Origin of the sequence: Microbacterium sp. ER1 (assembly GCF_023383675.1) — a bacterium.
Lineage (GTDB): Bacteria > Actinomycetota > Actinomycetes > Actinomycetales > Microbacteriaceae > Microbacterium.
In genome coordinates, this window is the sequence record NZ_QCXO01000136.1 from 92,143 (window position 1) to 108,357 (window position 16,215).

Sequence of the window (16,215 nt, forward strand, 5' to 3'; positions counted from 1 at the left end):
GGAAGCAGATGCTTACTTGATGATCTTCGTCACCGTACCGGCGCCGACCGTACGACCACCCTCACGGATGGCGAAGCCGAGGCCCTCCTCCATGGCGATCGGCTGGATCAGCTCGACCGTCATGTCGGTGGTGTCGCCGGGCATGACCATCTCGGTGCCCTCGGGCAGCGTGATGACGCCGGTGACGTCCGTGGTGCGGAAGTAGAACTGCGGACGGTAGTTCGTGTAGAAGGGGTTGTGGCGGCCACCCTCGTCCTTGGACAGGATGTAGGCCGTGCCCTCGAAGTCGGTGTGCGGCGTGACCGAACCCGGCTTCACGATGACCTGGCCGCGCTCCACGTCCTCGCGCTTGGTGCCGCGGAGGAGCAGACCACAGTTCTCGCCGGCCCAGGCCTCGTCGAGCTGCTTGTGGAACATCTCGATACCGGTGACGGTCGTCTTCTGCGTCGGGCGCAGACCCACGATCTCGACCTCGGAGTTGATGGCCAGGGTGCCACGCTCGGCGCGACCCGTGACGACGGTGCCACGACCGGTGATCGTGAAGACGTCCTCGACGGGCATGAGGAACGGCTTGTCACGGTCACGCTCCGGGTCCGGCACGCTGTCGTCGACAGCCTGCATGAGCTCGAGGATCGCGTCGACCCACTTCTCGTCGCCCTCGAGGGCCTTGAGAGCGGAGACACGGACGACGGGAGCGTTGTCGCCGTCGAAGCCCTGGCTCGAGAGCAGCTCGCGGACCTCGAGCTCGACGAGCTCCAGGATCTCCTCGTCGTCGACCGCGTCGGACTTGTTCAGCGCGACGAGCAGGTAGGGGACGCCGACCTGCTTGGCGAGCAGCACGTGCTCGCGCGTCTGCGCCATCGGGCCGTCGGTGGCCGCGACGACGAGGATCGCGCCGTCCATCTGCGCCGCACCCGTGATCATGTTCTTGACGTAGTCGGCGTGGCCGGGGGCGTCAACGTGGGCGTAGTGGCGCTTCGGGGTCTCGTACTCGATGTGCGAGATGTTGATCGTGATACCGCGCTGGCGCTCTTCCGGCGCCGAGTCGATGGAAGCGAAGTCACGCTGCACGTTCGTGTCGGACGGGTACTTGTCAGCAAGCACCTTCGAGATCGCTGCGGAGAGCGTGGTCTTGCCGTGGTCGACGTGACCGATCGTTCCGATGTTGACGTGCGGCTTGGTCCGCTCGAACTTGGCCTTAGCCACTGGGTCCTCCTCAGGACGTCGTTGTAGAGGTGCCGGGCACTGGTTTGCGACCGGTTCTCTACGGGTTAGGTTCTCAGTTTAGTAGAGAGGGAATGTGAAGTTGTAGGTGACCTGGGAACCCCGGGTGCTTCGACAGGCTCAGCGACCCAGGGTTCCCAGAAGTGTTACTCGCCCTTGGCCTTCTGGACGATCTCGTCGGCCACCGCGCGCGGGACCTCGGCGTAGCTGTCGAACTCCATGGAGTAGACGGCACGGCCCGAGGTCTTCGAGCGCAGGTCGCCGATGTAGCCGAACATCTCGGACAGCGGCACCGCGGCGCGCACGACCTTGACGCCGGCGGCGTCCTCCATCGACTGGATCTGGCCACGACGCGAGTTCAGGTCGCCGATGACGTCGCCCATGTACTCCTCCGGAGTACGGACCTCGACGGCCATCAGCGGCTCGAGCAGCACGGGGTTGGCACGGCGAGCGGCCTCCTTGAAGCCCATGGAGCCCGCGATCTTGAACGCCATCTCCGAGGAGTCGACGTCGTGCGCCGCACCGTCGACGATGGTCGCCTTGACGCCCACCATCGGGTAGCCCGCGAGGACACCGACGTTCATGGCGTCCTGGAAACCGGCGTCGATCGAGCCGATGTACTCGCGCGGGATGCGGCCACCGGTGACCGCGTTCACGAACTCGTACGTCTTCTCGCCGTCGAGCTCGAGCGGCTCGATGTTGAACTGGATCTTGGCGAACTGACCCGATCCACCGGTCTGCTTCTTGTGCGTGTAGTCGTGCTTCTCGACGGCCTTGCGGATCGTCTCGCGGTACGCGACCTGCGGCTTGCCGACGTTCGCCTCGACGCGGAACTCGCGCTTCATGCGGTCCACGAGGATGTCGAGGTGCAGCTCGCCCATGCCCTTGATGGTCGTCTGACCGGTCTCGGGGTTGAGCTCCGTGCGGAAGGTCGGGTCCTCCTCAGCGAGCTTCTGGATCGCGAGACCCAGCTTCTCCTGGTCGGCCTTGGTCTTCGGCTCGATGGCGACCTCGATCACCGGCTCCGGGAACGTCATCGACTCGAGGACGACCGGCTGCGCGATGTCGGCGAGGGTGTCACCGGTGGTGGTGTCCTTCAGGCCGATGACGGCGTAGATGTTGCCGGCGGTCAGCTTGTCGACCGGGTTCTCCTTGTTGGCGTGCATCTGGAAGATCTTCCCGATGCGCTCCTTCTTGCCCTTTGTCGAGTTGATGACCTGAGCGCCCGACTCGAGCTCGCCCGAGTAGACGCGCACGTACGTCAGACGACCGAAGAACGGGTGCACGGCGACCTTGAAGGCCAGGGCCGCGAACGGGTCCTTCGCGTCGGGGTGCCGCTCGATGATCTTCTCCTCGTCCTTCGGGTCGTGCGCCTCGATGGCGGGCACGTCCAGCGGGGACGGGAGGTAGTCGACGACGGCGTCCAGCATCGGCTGCACACCCCGGTTCTTGAAGGCGGAGCCGCAGAGGACCGGGTAGATCTCGCTGGCGATGACCATCTTGCGGATGGCGCCCTTGATCTCCGCGACGGTGAGCTCCTCGCCGCCGAAGAACTTCTCGAGAAGCTCCTCGTCGGTCTCGGCGACCGTCTCCAGCAGCTGCTGGCGGTAGTCCTCGGCCTTGTCCTTGAGGTCGGCCGGGATCTCCTGCACCTCGTAGGAGGCGCCCATGGTCACGTCACCCTTGGCGTCGCCGGGCCACACCAGGGCGCGCATCTCGATGAGGTCGATGACGCCGACGAAGTCGTTCTCGGCACCGATCGGGAGCTGCAGCACCAGCGGCTTGGCGCCGAGGCGGTTGATGATCGTGTCGACCGTGAAGTAGAAGTCCGCGCCGAGCTTGTCCATCTTGTTGACGAAGCAGATGCGGGGGACGTTGTACTTGTCGGCCTGACGCCACACGGTCTCGGACTGGGGCTCGACGCCCTCCTTGCCGTCGAACACGGCGACCGCGCCGTCGAGGACGCGGAGCGAGCGCTCCACCTCGACCGTGAAGTCCACGTGACCGGGGGTGTCGATGATGTTGATCTGGTTCTTGTTCCAGAAGCAGGTCACGGCGGCAGACGTGATCGTGATGCCGCGCTCCTTCTCCTGCTCCATCCAGTCGGTGGTCGAGGCACCGTCGTGCGTTTCGCCGAGCTTGTGGTTGACGCCCGTGTAGAACAGGATGCGCTCGGTCGTCGTGGTCTTGCCGGCATCGATGTGCGCCATGATGCCGATGTTGCGGACCTTGCTCAGGTCCGTGAGCACGTCTTGTGCCACAGGAGTGTCCTTATCTATTGGAGCAGCAGGTGTACTGCGAAGAGGGGGTGCGACGGGCCCAGGAACGCGGAAGGGTCCCTGAGCCCGTCGAAGGGGTTACCAGCGGTAGTGAGCGAACGCGCGGTTTGACTCGGCCATCTTGTGGGTGTCCTCGCGGCGCTTGACCGCGGCACCGAGGCCGTTCGACGCGTCCAGGATCTCGTTCTGGAGACGCTCGGTCATCGTCTTCTCACGACGACCCTTGGCGTAGCTCACGAGCCAGCGCAGCGCGAGGGTGTTCGCGCGGTGCGGCTTGACCTCGACCGGAACCTGGTAGGTCGAGCCACCGACGCGGCGGCTGCGGACCTCGAGCGTGGGGCGCACGTTGTCGAGCGCTTTCTTCAGGGTGGCGACGGCGTCCTGGCCGTTCTTCGCCTCGACGCCGCGGAGGGCGCCGTAGACGATCGACTCGGCCAGCGACTTCTTGCCGTCGACGAGGATCTTGTTCACCAGCGAGGTGACGATCGGAGCGCCGTAGACCGGGTCGTTGACGACGGGGCGCTTGGGGGCGGGACCCTTACGAGGCATCTAACTCAACCCTTCTTCGCGCCGTAGCGGGAACGAGCCTGCTTACGGTTCTTGACGGCCTGGGTGTCCAGAGCGCCACGGACGATCTTGTAACGCACACCGGGGAGGTCCTTCACACGACCGCCGCGGACGAGCACCAGGGAGTGCTCCTGCAGGTTGTGGCCCTCACCGGGGATGTACGCGGTGACCTCGGTCCCGTTGCGGAGCTTCACACGAGCGACCTTGCGCATCGCCGAGTTCGGCTTCTTCGGGGTGGTGGTGTAGACGCGGGTGCAGACCCCGGCCTGCTGCGGGTTCGACTTGAGCGCGGGCGCCTTGGTCTTCGAGACCTTGGGCGAGCGACCCTTGCGAACCAACTGCTGAATGGTTGGCACGTTCTCTCCTCATAGTGCTGCACGGTGACAGCGTGATGGGTTTCACATCATGACCCACCGGCACGCCGGAACCGGCGAGCTTTTGGTGTGGTGGGTATGCCGTGGGGGCGGACCGGCGAGGTGCCGACGCCCAGCGCGCACGTCAGGACGTGCACACACCTGATCAAGTGTAATGCCGCGTAACCTGACGGTCAAATGACGGCCGCCCTCGCCCGGCCCGCGCGGAGTCAGGGGATGTCGGGGTCGAACGGGGAGTCCAGCGACTCCGTCAGCTCGGCGAGGAGCGCCTCGATCTGCGGCTCGACGTGCCGGGACACCGCCGCCTGGATCGTGATGCGGTGCCGGAGCAGGATCCCGCAGATCTCCCGGCCGACGAGGTTCGCGTACTCGTCCGCGAGGGCGACCTCCTGTCGCAGTGCCGTCTTGGCCTCGTCGGAGAGCGGAGGCAGCGGTGGCAGCTCGGCCGCGGAGTCGTCGGCGAGGCCGGCGATCGTGAAGAGGAAGGGGGCACCGGGCACCGGCTCCGGGTCCAGCGGCATGCCCTCGAACTCGGGGTCGAGGTCTTCCGTCGGTCGATAGCTGCGTGCCCTGTTGCGCGCGGCCTGCTGGTCGAGTTCCCGCTGCAGCGTGGGGAGGTTCCGCGCGGTGTACTCGGCGACCGCGTGGTCGACGATCGTCTTGATGCGCGTCGACAGGCCGTGCTGGACGCCGTGCGGGGTGGTGCCGGCGATTCCCGCGGCGGCGAGGATGGGCGAGCCGAGACAGCGTCGGCAGGGCGCGGTCCGGCCGCGGTGCGTCGCCGGCTCCCAGCGCGGCACCCAGCGCAACCAGGCCTCGACGGCCTGGTCGACCTGCGTCTCCAATGAGCGCTCCACCCCACCAGCGTACGGCGCGTCGCCGCTCACGGCGCGGATTTCCGGGGTGTCATTCCCCCTCGTCGCGCTCCCACGGCCATCGCGGCTGCGCCGACTTCGTGCGGCGCAGGGCGATCCCGCCCCAGGCGGCCACCGCCGCCGCGGCGAGGAGCACGAGACTCGCGCCGCCGCGGACGAGATCTCCGGCGACGGCCGTGGCCACGACCACGTCGCTCGTCGCGACGAGCACGGCGAACCAGACGGTGGCCAGGTGCACGAGGGCCGTGAGCAGCGCGATCACGGGAGCGGAGCCGAAGGAGGCGTGTCCCCGCCGCACCGTCGCCCACAGGACCAGTGCGAACACCACGACCGCCGCGACCATGCCGGACACCCCGGGGATCTGCCCGAGGCCCGGTGCATCGATGATGTCCCGGTCGGTGGCGACGCTGAGCGCACCCAGGCCGAAGACGGCGAGGGCGAAGAAGGCGATGGTGGCCATCACTGCCGCGAGGACAGCCGAAACCCCCGCGGACTCGGGCCCGCGGGGGTTCGGCGTGGTGGTGTTCGTGATTACCTCGACAGGGTGGGACCGGCCTCGAGGGTGCGCTCGTACTCGCGCTGCGCCTCCTCGTTCAGCTCGGTCTTGCGGGCGCCGCTGCGGGCCACCCAGGCGCCGAACCAGATCGTGAGCTCGCGGGCGAACACGAAGGCCGCGATCGCCAGCGGTGCCAGCAGCTGCTCCCCCGCGAGTTCGAGGCCCTGCGACGCCGTGAGCTTCCAGAACGGCGCCTCGAAGAGCTGCCCCAGGATGTGTCCGGCGTAGGCGATGAGTCCGACCACGATGCCGAACACCACCCACAGGCCCCAGCGGCCACGGTTGATGATCGCTCCGAGGAGCCAGAAGCCGAGGAAGAACACGACCACCGGCGTCCAGAAGCCCCAGGTGAGCAGCGGGGCCACGAGCGCCTCGCCGATGTTCTCCCCGTTCACGTCGCCGGCGAGAGCGCCGAGGCCGAGGACGGTCGCGAGGTAGAGCAGCGCGAAGGCGACGGTGGCGAGCAGGCCGATGGCCCCGGCGGTGCCGCGGTTGCCGCGCTCGCGCGGCGGCTCCGGCGCCTGCACGAAGATCGGCTGCGGCTGCTGGGGCTGCGGCGCGGCGGCAGCGGCACCGTTCGTGAGCGGCTCGGAGGGCACGATCCGGGTGTCGGTGTCGTCGGCGTGGGAGGCGTAGGCGGCGCCTGCCATGGCCGACTCCTCGTGCGCGCGGGGGGCCGAGGTGTCGTACAGCGAGGTCTCCGACGTCGCGTACAGCGAGGTCTCGGGGGTCGCGTCGCGTCGCTCGTCACCGAAGCTGTCGGCGACGGGACGGTCGCCCTCTGTACGGCTTGGAGCCGGTGCGGAGGAGGCGAAGGTGCCGGGGTGCTCCCGCTCGGCGGCCTCGAACGCGGCGAGATCGGGGTCGACCGCGGGCTCCTGCCGCGCGGCGGCGTGGTCGGCCGGCGTCTCCGCAGACGCCGGCGTCGCGTCTTCGGCACGCGAGCGGTCGACGTCGTCCGCGCCGCCGGGAACATCTCCGCGGGCTGCCGCTGCGGCGTCGAGACCGGCGTTCGCGCTGCCGACGACGTCGTCGACGTCGTCGACGTCGTTCGACTTCTCGGGCTGACGAGCCTCGGGATCACTCATGGGATGCGCCTCTCATCGGGGATGTGCAGTGCGAGATTACCGCCGCGCGTCCCGGCGCTTCCGGAGGCGTGCCGTCGTGTCGCCATACGCGTCGCCGCGCGGGTTCCGCGGCTCAGGGGAAAGTGCTGCGGAGCGCGTCGCCGGCGAACTGCGCGAGGATCGGGAGCATCGGCAGTGAGAGCCAGACCAGGGCGCCGACGATCCCGGCGCACACGATGCCGGCGAACCAGCTCATCCCGAGGTTCCGACCACCCACCCGTGCCATGGTCCCACCGTAGGCCCGCGCCCCCGCGCAGGCCGTGAGCAACGCCGCGACGCGGCGGCCTCGGTCAGCGGACGCCGCGGCCGCGCATCCGCCACAGCAGCCAGAGCCCGGACGCCGGGACCAGCAGGAACCCCAGCAGTAGGAGCAGGTGCCACTCCCCGAAGGACGGGACGAGCGGGTTCACCACGTCCGACACCGCGTCGCCGCCGGTCGAGCTGCCGGAGGCCGACCCCGTCGAGAACCCCGTCATGGTCGAGGTGATCAGGAAGGACAGCCCCGCGGCCGCGAAGGGCACGAGGATCGCGAGCGCCTTCTCCCAGGTCCGCCACATCGCACTGAGGCTCACGAGCACCGCGCCCACGAACCAGCCGACGACCGGCACCACGATCCCGCCGAAGCTCAGGGTGAGCGCGGCCGCGATCGCGAAGCCCCGCGTCGCCGTCGTCGGCGTGCGAGGTGCCGACGGAGCGGGCGCGGGCGCAGGGAACACGACGGGCGGCACCGTCGGCACCTCGTCCCCCGCTTCACGGGCGATCCCTCGGGGATCCCCCAGCCTGTCGATCCGTTCCGCGGTCGCCTCCGCGTCGAGCCCGTCGAGCTCCTCCGCGATCCCGCCGCGGATGTCCGACGCGACACCGTGCGGGAGGCCGCGCATCGCCTCGTCCAGCCGGGCCAGGTAGTCGTCACGCAGCTCGGCTGCGGTCTTCTCGGTCATGGTCATCCTTCCCCCACCATGCCCGTGACGGCACGGGCGAACGGCGCCCACTGCGCCCGGAAGCGCGCGAGCTGATCGATACCGGCATCCGTGAGCCGGTAGTACTTGCGCGCCGGACCGCTCTCGGACGGCCGGTCGAACGTCGTCACCCAGCCGTTGTCCCGCAACCGCCCGAGCAGCGGGTAGAGCGTGCCGATGCTGGCGATCAGCCCGGCGCCGGTGAGTTCCTCCGACAGCTGCCAGCCGTACATGGGCTCGCGCGAGAGCAGGCCGAGTACGCAGTACTCGACCACTCCTTTGCGCATCTGCGCCCCGGCGTCCGCTGTCATGCCTCACAAGGTAGCATGTGACGCACGCTAGCGCCTGCCGGTGCGTCGATCAGCCCTTGGTCGCCCCCGCGGTGAGACCGCCGACGATGTACTTCTGCAGGAACAGGAAGAGGACCATCACCGGGATCGCCGCCATGACCGCGCCGGCGGAGAAGGCCGACCAGTCGGCGTAGCGAGGGTTCGCCACGAGCTTGGTCAGACCGACGACGAGGGTCTGCTGATCCACATCGACGAGCATGACGCTGGCGATCACGTACTCGTTCACCGTGCCGATGAAGGAGAGCAGACCGACGACCGCGAGGATCGGGGCGACCAGGCGGAGGATGATCGTGAAGAAGATCCGCGCGTGCCCGGCGCCGTCGATGCGGGCGGCCTCGTCGATCTCCTTCGGGATCGTGTTGAAGAAGCCGTACATCAGGTAGGTGTTCACACCGAGCGCGCCGCCGAGATAGACGAGGATCAGGCCGGTGTGCGTGTTGAGGCCGATCGCCGGGAACCAGTCCCCCAGCGTCGACATCAGCAGGAAGATCGCGACCACAGCGAGGAGCTGCGGGAACATCTGCACCACGACGATGGTGACGAGCCCCACGCGACGGCCCGCGAAGCGCATGCGGGAGAAGGCATATGCCGCACACGCTCCGATGAACACGGTGACCGCGCCCGTCACGACCGCGATGAGCAGCGTGTTCAGGAACCACGTTCCGTACGGGTTCTGCGGGTCGCTGAGGATGCGCACGTAACTGTCGATCCCGATGGCCGAGAAGAGCTGGTTCGACCCGGTGAGCGTGCCCTTCGGGTTGAGCGAGGCCGACACGACGTACAGGAGCGGGAAGAGGGCGAAGGCGCTCACCACGATGGCGACGAGGTGACGCCATCCGGTGTCGGCGAACCAGGCGCCGAACGAACGACGCGGCGGAGCGGTGCGCGGGGCGGTGGCGGTGCTGGGGACGGTGCTCATGTCAGTTCAGCTCCTCGAGGGCCTTGGTCTTGCGGAAGCTGATGATCGAGATCGTCGCGACCACGACGAAGATCAGGATCGTGAAGGCGGAGGCGAGACCGTAGTCGCGGGTCTGACCGGTGAAGGCCACCTTGTAGACCATCGAGATGAGGATGTCCGTGTGGCCGACGGGGATCGACACGTCGCTGAAGCGCGGGCCGCCCTTGGTCAGCATGTAGATCAGGTTGAAGTTGTTGAAGTTGAACGCGAACGACGAGATCAGCAGCGGCGCCACGGTCACCAGCAGCAGCGGCAGCTTGATGCGGCGGAAGATCTGCCACGCGTTCGCGCCGTCCATGACGGCGGCCTCGTTCACGTCGTCCGGGATGCCCTGCAGCGCGCCCATGCAGACGAGGAACATGTACGGGAAGCCGAGCCAGAGGTTCACCAGCAGCACGGACACCTTCGCCAGCACCGGATCGGTGAGCCACGGGATGGCCGCGCCACCGAACAGCACCTGGTTGATGAACCCGAAGCTCTCGTTCATCATCCCGGCCCAGACGAGCGCGGAGAGGAACGCGGGGAAGGCGTACGGGAGGATAAGGATGATCCGGTAGCCGTTGCGGAAGCGCATGCGCGTGTTGTTGAAGACGAGCGCGAGCAGCAGGCCGAGGAAGAACGTCGTCGCGACGGAAACCAGCGCGAAGACGAAGGTCCAGACGGTGACGGAGATGAGCGGACCGCGGATGGACTCGTCGGTCACCGCGCGGACGAAGTTGTCGAAGCCGACCGTGGTCTGCCAGCCGGGCAGCAGCTGCCCGCCGTCCTCCGCGGTGAACGCACCGTCGCCGGTATCGCTGTAGACCGTGCCGGTCGCGGTGTCCGTGATCGTGTCGGCAGCGGCGTCGTAGGTCAGCGTCGAGACGTACAGGTAGCCGTTCTGCCCGTCGGGTGCACGGAGGCTGCCGTCGTTGGGGTCGTCGCTGAACGGGACGGAGAGCTGCTCCAGCTCCTCCGACAGGGTGAAGACGGTGGCCAGCGGAAGCGTGGTCCACCCGTCGACGGCGACGGCCTTGCCACCCTCGAACTCCGCGTCGACCTCGGCGAGAGGCTGCTCCGCCGTGCCGAGGAGCGCATCCCCGTCGTCGGGATCCGTGACGAGGAGGCCGTAGGTGCCGAACTGCTCGACCACCGTGACGGGATACGTCGGGGAGTCCTCGACGCGCTCCTGCGCGGAGGCGAGCAGCGACGAGATCGCCTGCTCCTTGCTCCCGTTGTGACCGGTGCCGTAGTTCGTGAAGCCGATGTAGCCGGTGTAGAGGAGCGTGAAGACCTGGAACAGGACCAGGAAGATGATGCCGGGGGTGAGGTACTTCGCCGCGATGCGCTTGCGGGAGAAGTAGATGTAGTTGACGACGACCGTCACCGCGACGACGAGGCCGAGCACCAGCCACTCGCGCTGCACGAGCAGCACGAACACGGCGTAGACGGCGATCGCGTCCACGATCGCCAGCAACAGGATCTTGAGCAGCATCCACCCGATCGGTCGGGAGGCCGCCTCGGCGATCTTCGCCGCCTGGCGCTGCCGAGGCGTGGGGGGCGCGGTGCGCTCTTCGGTGTCTGTCATGTCGTCCTCGTCATGGTCCTGCCGGGGCGGGCTGGGTGGCCCGCCCCGGCAGGGTCGTCATCTTGTCGGCCGTTACTCGATCGCGGCGGTCACGTCGTCGACGAGCTTCTGCCACGTCGCCTGCGGGTCCTCGCCGTTGATGATGGCGGCCTCGGCCACGCCCCAGAACTGCCAGACAGCGCCCATGGCGGGGATCGCCGGCATGGGGACCGCGTCGGCGCCGACGGACTGGAAGCCGGCGATGATCGGGTCGGACGCCGCGGTGTCGGCGGCAGCGGTGAGGGCCGGGAGGACGTTGCCGGCCTTGAACAGCTCCAGCTGCACGTCCTCCGTGCCGAGGTAGTTGACGAGGAAGTCGTTGGCCGCGACCTTGTTCTTCGACTCGGCGCTCACGAAGAAGCCCTTGACGCCGGCGAACGGCGAGGCTGTCTCCCCCGTCGGGCTCGGGATCGGGTCGATCTCGACGTTGATGCCCGCCTCGGTGGCCGCGCCCACGTTCCACGGGCCGGTCAGCCAGAAGGCGGCGGTGCCGTCGAGGAACTGCTGCTTGGCGATCTCACCGTCGATGTCGGTGTTCAGCGTGCCGGCCGCGCCCTGCGCGCCCAGCCAGTCGGCGAAGGCGAAGCCGCCCTCGCTGCCGAGCTGCAGGTCGGTCGGGTCGTAGCTGCCGCTGTCGTCGGTGCCGAAGACCGGAGCGCCGAACGCGGTCTGGAACGGGTACAGGTGGTACGGGTTGCCCTCGGCGCCCTGCTCCACGACGAAGGTGCCCTTCGAGACCATGTCGTCGAAGCTCGTCGCGGGCTCGGGGACGAGGTCGGCGTTGCGCAGGACCGCGATGTTCTCGACCGCGTACGGGAGCATGTAGACGGTGCCCTCATAGGTCGCCGCCTGGAGCGCGACGGGGAGGTAGTCCTCGGAGCTGTCGCCGAGCTCGATCGGCGCGACGACACCGTTGGTCGAGAGCTCGCCGAGCCAGTCGTGAGCGCCCATGACCACGTCGGGGCCCTTGCCGGTCGGGACCTGCTGGATGAAGTCGTCCTTCATGTCGTCGACGGACTTCCCCACCAGCTTGACCGTGACACCGGTCTTCTCCTGGTACGCGTCCGCCGCGCCCTGCAGCGCGTCGACCCGCTCGGCGTCGACCCAGACGGTCAGCGTGCCGCCGCTGTCCCCACCGGAGGAAGAGTCGTCGCCGCCGGATCCGGTCGAGCAGCCGGCGAGCGTCAGAGCCGAAACGATGGCGATGGCGCCCGCGGCGACCATGCCCCTCTTGTTCACCTTCATTGGTGTGTGCCTCTCTCAGTGCTGAGCGCCTGCAAGACTGCAAGCGCTTACAGTATGCATCGTTTCGAAAGGCGATCACAATCCGCAACCGCGTCGATATCAACCCGTGATCGGCCCGGCGCCCGGCGCGAGGCATGAAAACGCTTCCATATCGGCCGGAGGCGGAAGCGTCAGCGTGCGACGTCACCGCCCGCACGATGCGGCGCATCGCGGATGACGCGGTCGATCCAGTCACGACGCGGCAAGGCGGCGATGGCCCCTCGGGGGAACCAGCCCAGTTCGACGATCTCGCCCCTGTCCGGTGCCGGGTCGCTGAGCAGTTCGCACTCGTAGGCGACTGTGACGTAGCCGACCTGGTCGCCGTTCGGAGAGGTCACCGCCATCGGGTCGCCACCGTACGCGCCGATCAGTCCTGTGATCCGGAGACGCGCTCCCGGGGTGCCGCGCCCACGGGACTTTCCGCACAGCCGCGGATACAGTTGAGGCATGGCTGACAGTTCCTTTGACATCGTCTCGAAAGTGGATCGCCAGGAGGCTGAGAACGCCCTGAACCAGGCGCGCAAAGAGGTGGAGCAGCGCTACGACTTCAAGGGGACCGGCGCTTCGATCGCCTGGAGCGGCGAGCAGATCCTCATCACCGCGAACACCGAGGAGCGTGCGAACGCCGTCCTCGACGTGTTCCAGTCCAAGCTCATCAAGCGCGGCATCTCCCTGAAGAGCCTCGACTCGGGCGAGCCCTTCGCCAGCGGCAAGGAGTTCCGCATCATGTCGAGCCTGAAGGACGGCATCTCCTCCGAGAACGCGAAGAAGATCGGCAAGATCATCCGCGACGAGGGCCCCAAGGGTGTGAAAAGCCAGATCCAGGGCGACGAGCTACGCGTGCAGTCGAAGAGCCGCGACGACCTCCAGGCTGTGATCGCGCTCCTCAAGGGCAGCGACCTCGACATCGATCTGCAATTCATCAACTACCGCTGACGCCACTCGGGTCGGAGGCCAGGGCTCGGGAGTCATCCCGGGCCCTTTCTTTTCCCCGGTCAACGCATACCGAGATATCGGTGTTCTTCGTCGAGACTGGAAGCGGTCGTGACTCGTCACGACTCCGACGCCATCCCCGCCCGACACCCGATCGCCGCGGTGGATGCGCTTCGAGGATGCCACGCCGGCTCAGGGGAGGGAGCGGCGCAGGCCCCCGGAGCTCGCGTCGGCCTGGGGTCTGCCGACGTCGCACGCCGACCGGTCCCGGGTTCATGACAGGCCTCCCCGCCCGCTGCGCGCCCCCCACGCGGATCGGCCCCCGAGGAGGCATGACGGCAATCCTGCGGCCGTCGCTCCCCTCATCGCCCGGGAGCGGACGTCGGTCGCAGACCGAGAACCACCGGGGGCTGGGCCATGGCGCAGATCGAGTCGAAGAGCATCGGAGAGAACAAGCAGCTGCTGGCGGATGAGGTGTTCCACCACATCGGGCGGCTGATCACGGAGGGAGAGTTCGCCGAGGGCGACCGGATCCGGGACGTCGACGTGGCGGACGAGCTCCACGTCTCGCGGACGCCGGTGCGCGAAGCACTGCAGCGCTTGGAGCGACTGGGACTGGTGACGATGTACCCGAGCCGGTACACGGAGGTGACGATGGTCACGCCGCAGGTGGTGGCCGAGTCGCTGGAGTTCGCCGGCTACCAGGGAGGCATCACGGCCCGGATGGCGGTGCCACGACTCAGCGCGGTCCAGCGCGAGCGGGTGCAGGAGCTCATCGCTCGGATGCAGGACTCGCTCACCGACGGTGCGTCCACGGCACGGGCGCGATGGGCGGTCTTCGCCTACCTCGCCGACCACAGCGGGAACCGTCAGCACCGGATGCTCATCGACGATGTCGCCGTCGCGGTGACCCGGAACCTGCGCGCCTGGGTGGTGCGCCCCGGCGATCGCGAGCGGATGCGGCAGGTGTACGCCGACTTCGCCGAAGCGGTGCGCGCCGGCGACGGCGACGAGGCGGAGCGCCTCGCACGCGCGATGTACTACGTCTGAGCGGCGCGCCAGCCGACGACCCAGCGGTGCAGGCGACGATACGCGTCCTCGCGGGCTTCATGCCGGGACAGGAAGACGTCGTGCAGGGCGCCGTCGATCCGTTCGACGGTCACGGAGGAGCCGAGCCGCAGGGCCGCGCGGGCGATGTCGTCGACGACGAGGACGGAGTCGGCGGCGGTCAGCTCCTCCGACCACCGGGTCGGCGGCACGAACCGCTTCGACAGGAGGACGCAGACCGGCGCCGCGATGTCCAGACCCGCGGCGACGGCCTTGTGCCCGGTGAGGATCGCGTTGAGCCACCCGGCGTACACGGCCATCGTCTGCACGGGACGCCACGCGGTGTTGACCTCCATTGGGTCGTCCGGGTCGGCCACCTCCTGCTGCGCCCGGGTGTAGTAGCCGAGGTCGACCTGCGGCGCGACGTCGAGCGGTCGGATCCGCGCTTGGAACTCGACCATCGGGGCGATCGCGGCGCGCACGGGGGCGAACTGGAATTCGAGCCAGGGACTGTTCAGGATGAGAGCATCGGCCGCGCCGGGATGCCGGGCCGCCCACAGGCTCAGCGTCAGCCCTCCGGTCGAGTGTCCGAGCAGGATCAGGCGTCGCCCGCTCTCCTCGCCGCCCTCGCCGCGCCCCATCGCGTCCAGGGCCGCGGCGATGTCCTCGTCGTAGGTGGACAGGTCGGTGATGTAGCCGGGGGTCTGGCCCTCGCGCAGACTGCGCCCGTACTTGCGGAGGTCGAGGGCGAAGAAGCGGGCACCACGAGCGGTCCAGAATCGGGCCAACCGCTTCTGGAAGAAGTAGTCCGACCACCCGTGGATGTAGAGCACGTCCACGCCCTCGAGCAGCGGGCGACGGCGCCGAGCGCGCTCCCACCACGGGACCGGAGCCGGCAGCGCGCGCACGAGGGTGGCCACCACCGGGCCCTGCTCGTCACTGCCGAGGTCGAGGGTGAGCTGGGCGAACTCGTCTCCGAGCACATCCGGGATCCACTCGGCCATGCGTTCTCCCCCTCGTGCCCAGGCTAGCCCACGGCCGTCATTCGCCGCCGGGGCGGGCCACGGAGAAATCGTCCGCGATGGCGGCGCCGATCGGGGCGAGGTCGTCGATCCCTGACCCTTCGAACGTGGTCAGACGCAGCCAGTCCTGCCCCACCCGGAGGTCGAGCACCGACCGGCCGAGCTCGTCGACGCCGGTCACGGCGGCGTCCGCCCCCTCGACGTCGACGGTGTCCTCGCCGTCCAGCCGGTCGAAGGCCCAGGCGCCGCCGGGAAGCGTGGTGAGGGTGAGGTAGCCCTGTGCCGCATACTCGTCCTCGGCCGAGGCGTAGTAGCAGATCCGCGAGCCGTTGCGCTCCTGGTACACCTCGGCCGGGATGGACCAGCCGCCGAAGGCGTCGACGACGTGCACCTCGGCGCCGACCCGCTCCGCGAGCTCGGTGGCGGTGAGGAAGCGCGTGCAGTCGACCCCGGCGACCGGGCTCTCCGGGACCTCCACGGGCTGCAGCGAGGCGACGGCGGTCGCGGCGAGCCCGCGCAGCACCTCCTCGAGCGACGCGGTGTCGTCCGGTCCGCGCTCCGGGTCGACGATCGTGGCCGAGACGAGCACGTCGCCGTCGACGATCTGGAAGAAGCAGTACCCGCCGCCTTCGCAGCGCGCCTCCTCACCGAAGTATCCGCCGCGGGACTCCGCCCCCGTCGTGACCTCGTCCGCGTCCGGGAGGATCGTGACCTCCCAGTTGCGCTCCGCCGTCCCCGCCGAACAGGCGATCCCGCCGGCCCGCTGGAACATGTGCTGCGCCGGTCCGGGGTACCAGCTCGGGGAGGACCAGACCCCGAGGACCTCGGCGACGTCGCCGCCGGCCTCGCCGAGCGCACTCGACATGGCCGCGTCGACATCGGCGCAGTCCACGTCGAAGGCGGGCGTCGGCGCCTCGGCCCCCGGTGTCGGCGCGGTCGTGACCGCGGCCGACGGCGTCCTGGTCGGCTTCACCTCGGGTTCGGGCGCACAACCGGACAGCAGGAGCACGGCCACGGCGCCGAGGGCCAGGAGTGCACGAGGTCGCATGGCCTC

The 16,215-nt window shown here is 68.6% G+C and carries 18 protein-coding genes; 2 read left to right on the forward strand and 16 right to left on the reverse strand.

Features of this window, described 5'->3' with window-relative positions; all coding sequences use genetic code 11:
- Positions 1–12 precede the first annotated feature (12 nt).
- The 14 genes from tuf to BV453_RS10980 form a co-directional block, all read right to left on the reverse strand.
- Complete coding sequence (gene tuf, locus BV453_RS10915; protein WP_062632876.1) at positions 13–1,206, reverse strand: elongation factor Tu; 1,194 nt, start codon at positions 1,204–1,206, stop codon at positions 13–15.
- Between the two features lie 164 nt (positions 1,207–1,370).
- Positions 1,371–3,485 (reverse strand): elongation factor G, encoded by a 2,115-nt coding sequence (gene fusA, locus BV453_RS10920; RefSeq protein WP_062632877.1) that lies wholly within the window; start codon positions 3,483–3,485, stop codon positions 1,371–1,373.
- 96 nt (positions 3,486–3,581) lie between these two features.
- Positions 3,582–4,052 carry a 30S ribosomal protein S7 gene (rpsG, locus tag BV453_RS10925; protein ID WP_017201608.1) on the reverse strand — a complete coding sequence of 157 codons (471 nt, stop codon included), beginning with the start codon at positions 4,050–4,052 and terminating at the stop codon, positions 3,582–3,584.
- 5 nt (positions 4,053–4,057) lie between these two features.
- Positions 4,058–4,426 carry a 30S ribosomal protein S12 gene (gene rpsL, locus BV453_RS10930; RefSeq protein WP_013584051.1) on the reverse strand — a complete coding sequence of 123 codons (369 nt, stop codon included), beginning with the start codon at positions 4,424–4,426 and terminating at the stop codon, positions 4,058–4,060.
- A 227-nt stretch (positions 4,427–4,653) separates the two neighbouring features.
- On the reverse strand, positions 4,654–5,301 hold the full coding sequence (locus tag BV453_RS10935; RefSeq protein WP_062765222.1) for a hypothetical protein: 648 nt from the start codon (positions 5,299–5,301) through the stop codon (positions 4,654–4,656).
- 49 nt (positions 5,302–5,350) lie between these two features.
- Positions 5,351–5,779: a hypothetical protein gene (locus tag BV453_RS10940; RefSeq protein ID WP_238695598.1), complete on the reverse strand. Its 429-nt coding sequence runs from the start codon at positions 5,777–5,779 to the stop codon at positions 5,351–5,353.
- A gap of 71 nt (positions 5,780–5,850) precedes the next feature.
- On the reverse strand, positions 5,851–6,963 hold the full coding sequence (locus tag BV453_RS10945) for an ABC transporter (RefSeq protein ID WP_249521581.1): 1,113 nt from the start codon (positions 6,961–6,963) through the stop codon (positions 5,851–5,853).
- 112 nt (positions 6,964–7,075) lie between these two features.
- The gene (locus BV453_RS10950) at positions 7,076–7,228 is read right to left on the reverse strand and encodes a hypothetical protein (RefSeq protein WP_164498161.1); all 153 of its coding nucleotides are present in this window, start codon (positions 7,226–7,228) and stop codon (positions 7,076–7,078) included.
- 64 nt (positions 7,229–7,292) lie between these two features.
- On the reverse strand, positions 7,293–7,943 hold the full coding sequence (locus tag BV453_RS10955; RefSeq protein WP_249521582.1) for a hypothetical protein: 651 nt from the start codon (positions 7,941–7,943) through the stop codon (positions 7,293–7,295).
- A 2-nt stretch (positions 7,944–7,945) separates the two neighbouring features.
- Entirely contained in the window at positions 7,946–8,272 is a 327-nt protein-coding gene (locus BV453_RS10960) for a PadR family transcriptional regulator (protein ID WP_249521583.1), read from the reverse strand.
- Positions 8,273–8,321: 49 nt separating this feature from the next.
- Positions 8,322–9,230, reverse strand: coding sequence for a sugar ABC transporter permease (locus tag BV453_RS10965; RefSeq protein ID WP_062765238.1), 909 nt, complete (start codon positions 9,228–9,230; stop codon positions 8,322–8,324).
- Position 9,231: 1 nt separating this feature from the next.
- Positions 9,232–10,836: an ABC transporter permease subunit gene (locus BV453_RS10970; RefSeq protein WP_249521584.1), complete on the reverse strand. Its 1,605-nt coding sequence runs from the start codon at positions 10,834–10,836 to the stop codon at positions 9,232–9,234.
- A 72-nt stretch (positions 10,837–10,908) separates the two neighbouring features.
- Positions 10,909–12,120 (reverse strand): maltose ABC transporter substrate-binding protein, encoded by a 1,212-nt coding sequence (locus BV453_RS10975; RefSeq protein ID WP_062765244.1) that lies wholly within the window; start codon positions 12,118–12,120, stop codon positions 10,909–10,911.
- A 170-nt stretch (positions 12,121–12,290) separates the two neighbouring features.
- A complete protein-coding gene (locus BV453_RS10980; RefSeq protein ID WP_217316514.1) occupies positions 12,291–12,503 on the reverse strand; it encodes a hypothetical protein in 213 nt (70 codons plus the stop codon).
- A 103-nt stretch (positions 12,504–12,606) separates the two neighbouring features.
- Here BV453_RS10980 and BV453_RS10985 point away from each other — a divergent pair, with 103 nt between their 5' ends.
- Together BV453_RS10985 and BV453_RS10990 are read left to right on the forward strand one after the other, a co-directional pair.
- Positions 12,607–13,095 carry a YajQ family cyclic di-GMP-binding protein gene (locus BV453_RS10985; protein ID WP_062765250.1) on the forward strand — a complete coding sequence of 163 codons (489 nt, stop codon included), beginning with the start codon at positions 12,607–12,609 and terminating at the stop codon, positions 13,093–13,095.
- Between the two features lie 414 nt (positions 13,096–13,509).
- The gene (locus BV453_RS10990; protein ID WP_249521585.1) at positions 13,510–14,142 is read left to right on the forward strand and encodes a GntR family transcriptional regulator; all 633 of its coding nucleotides are present in this window, start codon (positions 13,510–13,512) and stop codon (positions 14,140–14,142) included.
- On the opposite strand, the gene BV453_RS10995 is transcribed toward BV453_RS10990, so the two are convergent.
- Together BV453_RS10995 and BV453_RS11000 are read right to left on the reverse strand one after the other, a co-directional pair.
- Positions 14,133–15,143: an alpha/beta hydrolase gene (locus BV453_RS10995; RefSeq protein WP_126893292.1), complete on the reverse strand. Its 1,011-nt coding sequence runs from the start codon at positions 15,141–15,143 to the stop codon at positions 14,133–14,135. The genes BV453_RS10990 and BV453_RS10995 overlap by 10 nt on opposite strands.
- A gap of 37 nt (positions 15,144–15,180) precedes the next feature.
- Positions 15,181–16,209 carry a hypothetical protein gene (locus BV453_RS11000; RefSeq protein WP_249521586.1) on the reverse strand — a complete coding sequence of 343 codons (1,029 nt, stop codon included), beginning with the start codon at positions 16,207–16,209 and terminating at the stop codon, positions 15,181–15,183.
- Between the last annotated feature and the right edge of the window lie 6 nt (positions 16,210–16,215).

Coding starts and splice junctions, on each gene's coding strand:
- rpsG (WP_017201608.1), bottom strand. CDS start 4,052: ATGCCTCGTAAGGGTCCCGCCCCCAAGCGCCCCGTCGTCAACGACCCG.
- BV453_RS10940 (WP_238695598.1), bottom strand. CDS start 5,779: ATGGCCACCATCGCCTTCTTCGCCCTCGCCGTCTTCGGCCTGGGTGCG.
- BV453_RS10945 (WP_249521581.1), bottom strand. CDS start 6,963: ATGAGTGATCCCGAGGCTCGTCAGCCCGAGAAGTCGAACGACGTCGAC.
- BV453_RS10950 (WP_164498161.1), bottom strand. CDS start 7,228: ATGGCACGGGTGGGTGGTCGGAACCTCGGGATGAGCTGGTTCGCCGGC.
- BV453_RS10955 (WP_249521582.1), bottom strand. CDS start 7,943: ATGACCGAGAAGACCGCAGCCGAGCTGCGTGACGACTACCTGGCCCGG.
- BV453_RS10960 (WP_249521583.1), bottom strand. CDS start 8,272: ATGACAGCGGACGCCGGGGCGCAGATGCGCAAAGGAGTGGTCGAGTAC.
- BV453_RS10965 (WP_062765238.1), bottom strand. CDS start 9,230: ATGAGCACCGTCCCCAGCACCGCCACCGCCCCGCGCACCGCTCCGCCG.
- BV453_RS10970 (WP_249521584.1), bottom strand. CDS start 10,836: ATGACAGACACCGAAGAGCGCACCGCGCCCCCCACGCCTCGGCAGCGC.
- BV453_RS10975 (WP_062765244.1), bottom strand. CDS start 12,120: ATGAAGGTGAACAAGAGGGGCATGGTCGCCGCGGGCGCCATCGCCATC.
- BV453_RS10980 (WP_217316514.1), bottom strand. CDS start 12,503: ATGGCGGTGACCTCTCCGAACGGCGACCAGGTCGGCTACGTCACAGTC.
- BV453_RS10985 (WP_062765250.1), top strand. CDS start 12,607: ATGGCTGACAGTTCCTTTGACATCGTCTCGAAAGTGGATCGCCAGGAG.
- BV453_RS10990 (WP_249521585.1), top strand. CDS start 13,510: ATGGCGCAGATCGAGTCGAAGAGCATCGGAGAGAACAAGCAGCTGCTG.
- BV453_RS10995 (WP_126893292.1), bottom strand. CDS start 15,143: ATGGCCGAGTGGATCCCGGATGTGCTCGGAGACGAGTTCGCCCAGCTC.
- BV453_RS11000 (WP_249521586.1), bottom strand. CDS start 16,209: ATGCGACCTCGTGCACTCCTGGCCCTCGGCGCCGTGGCCGTGCTCCTG.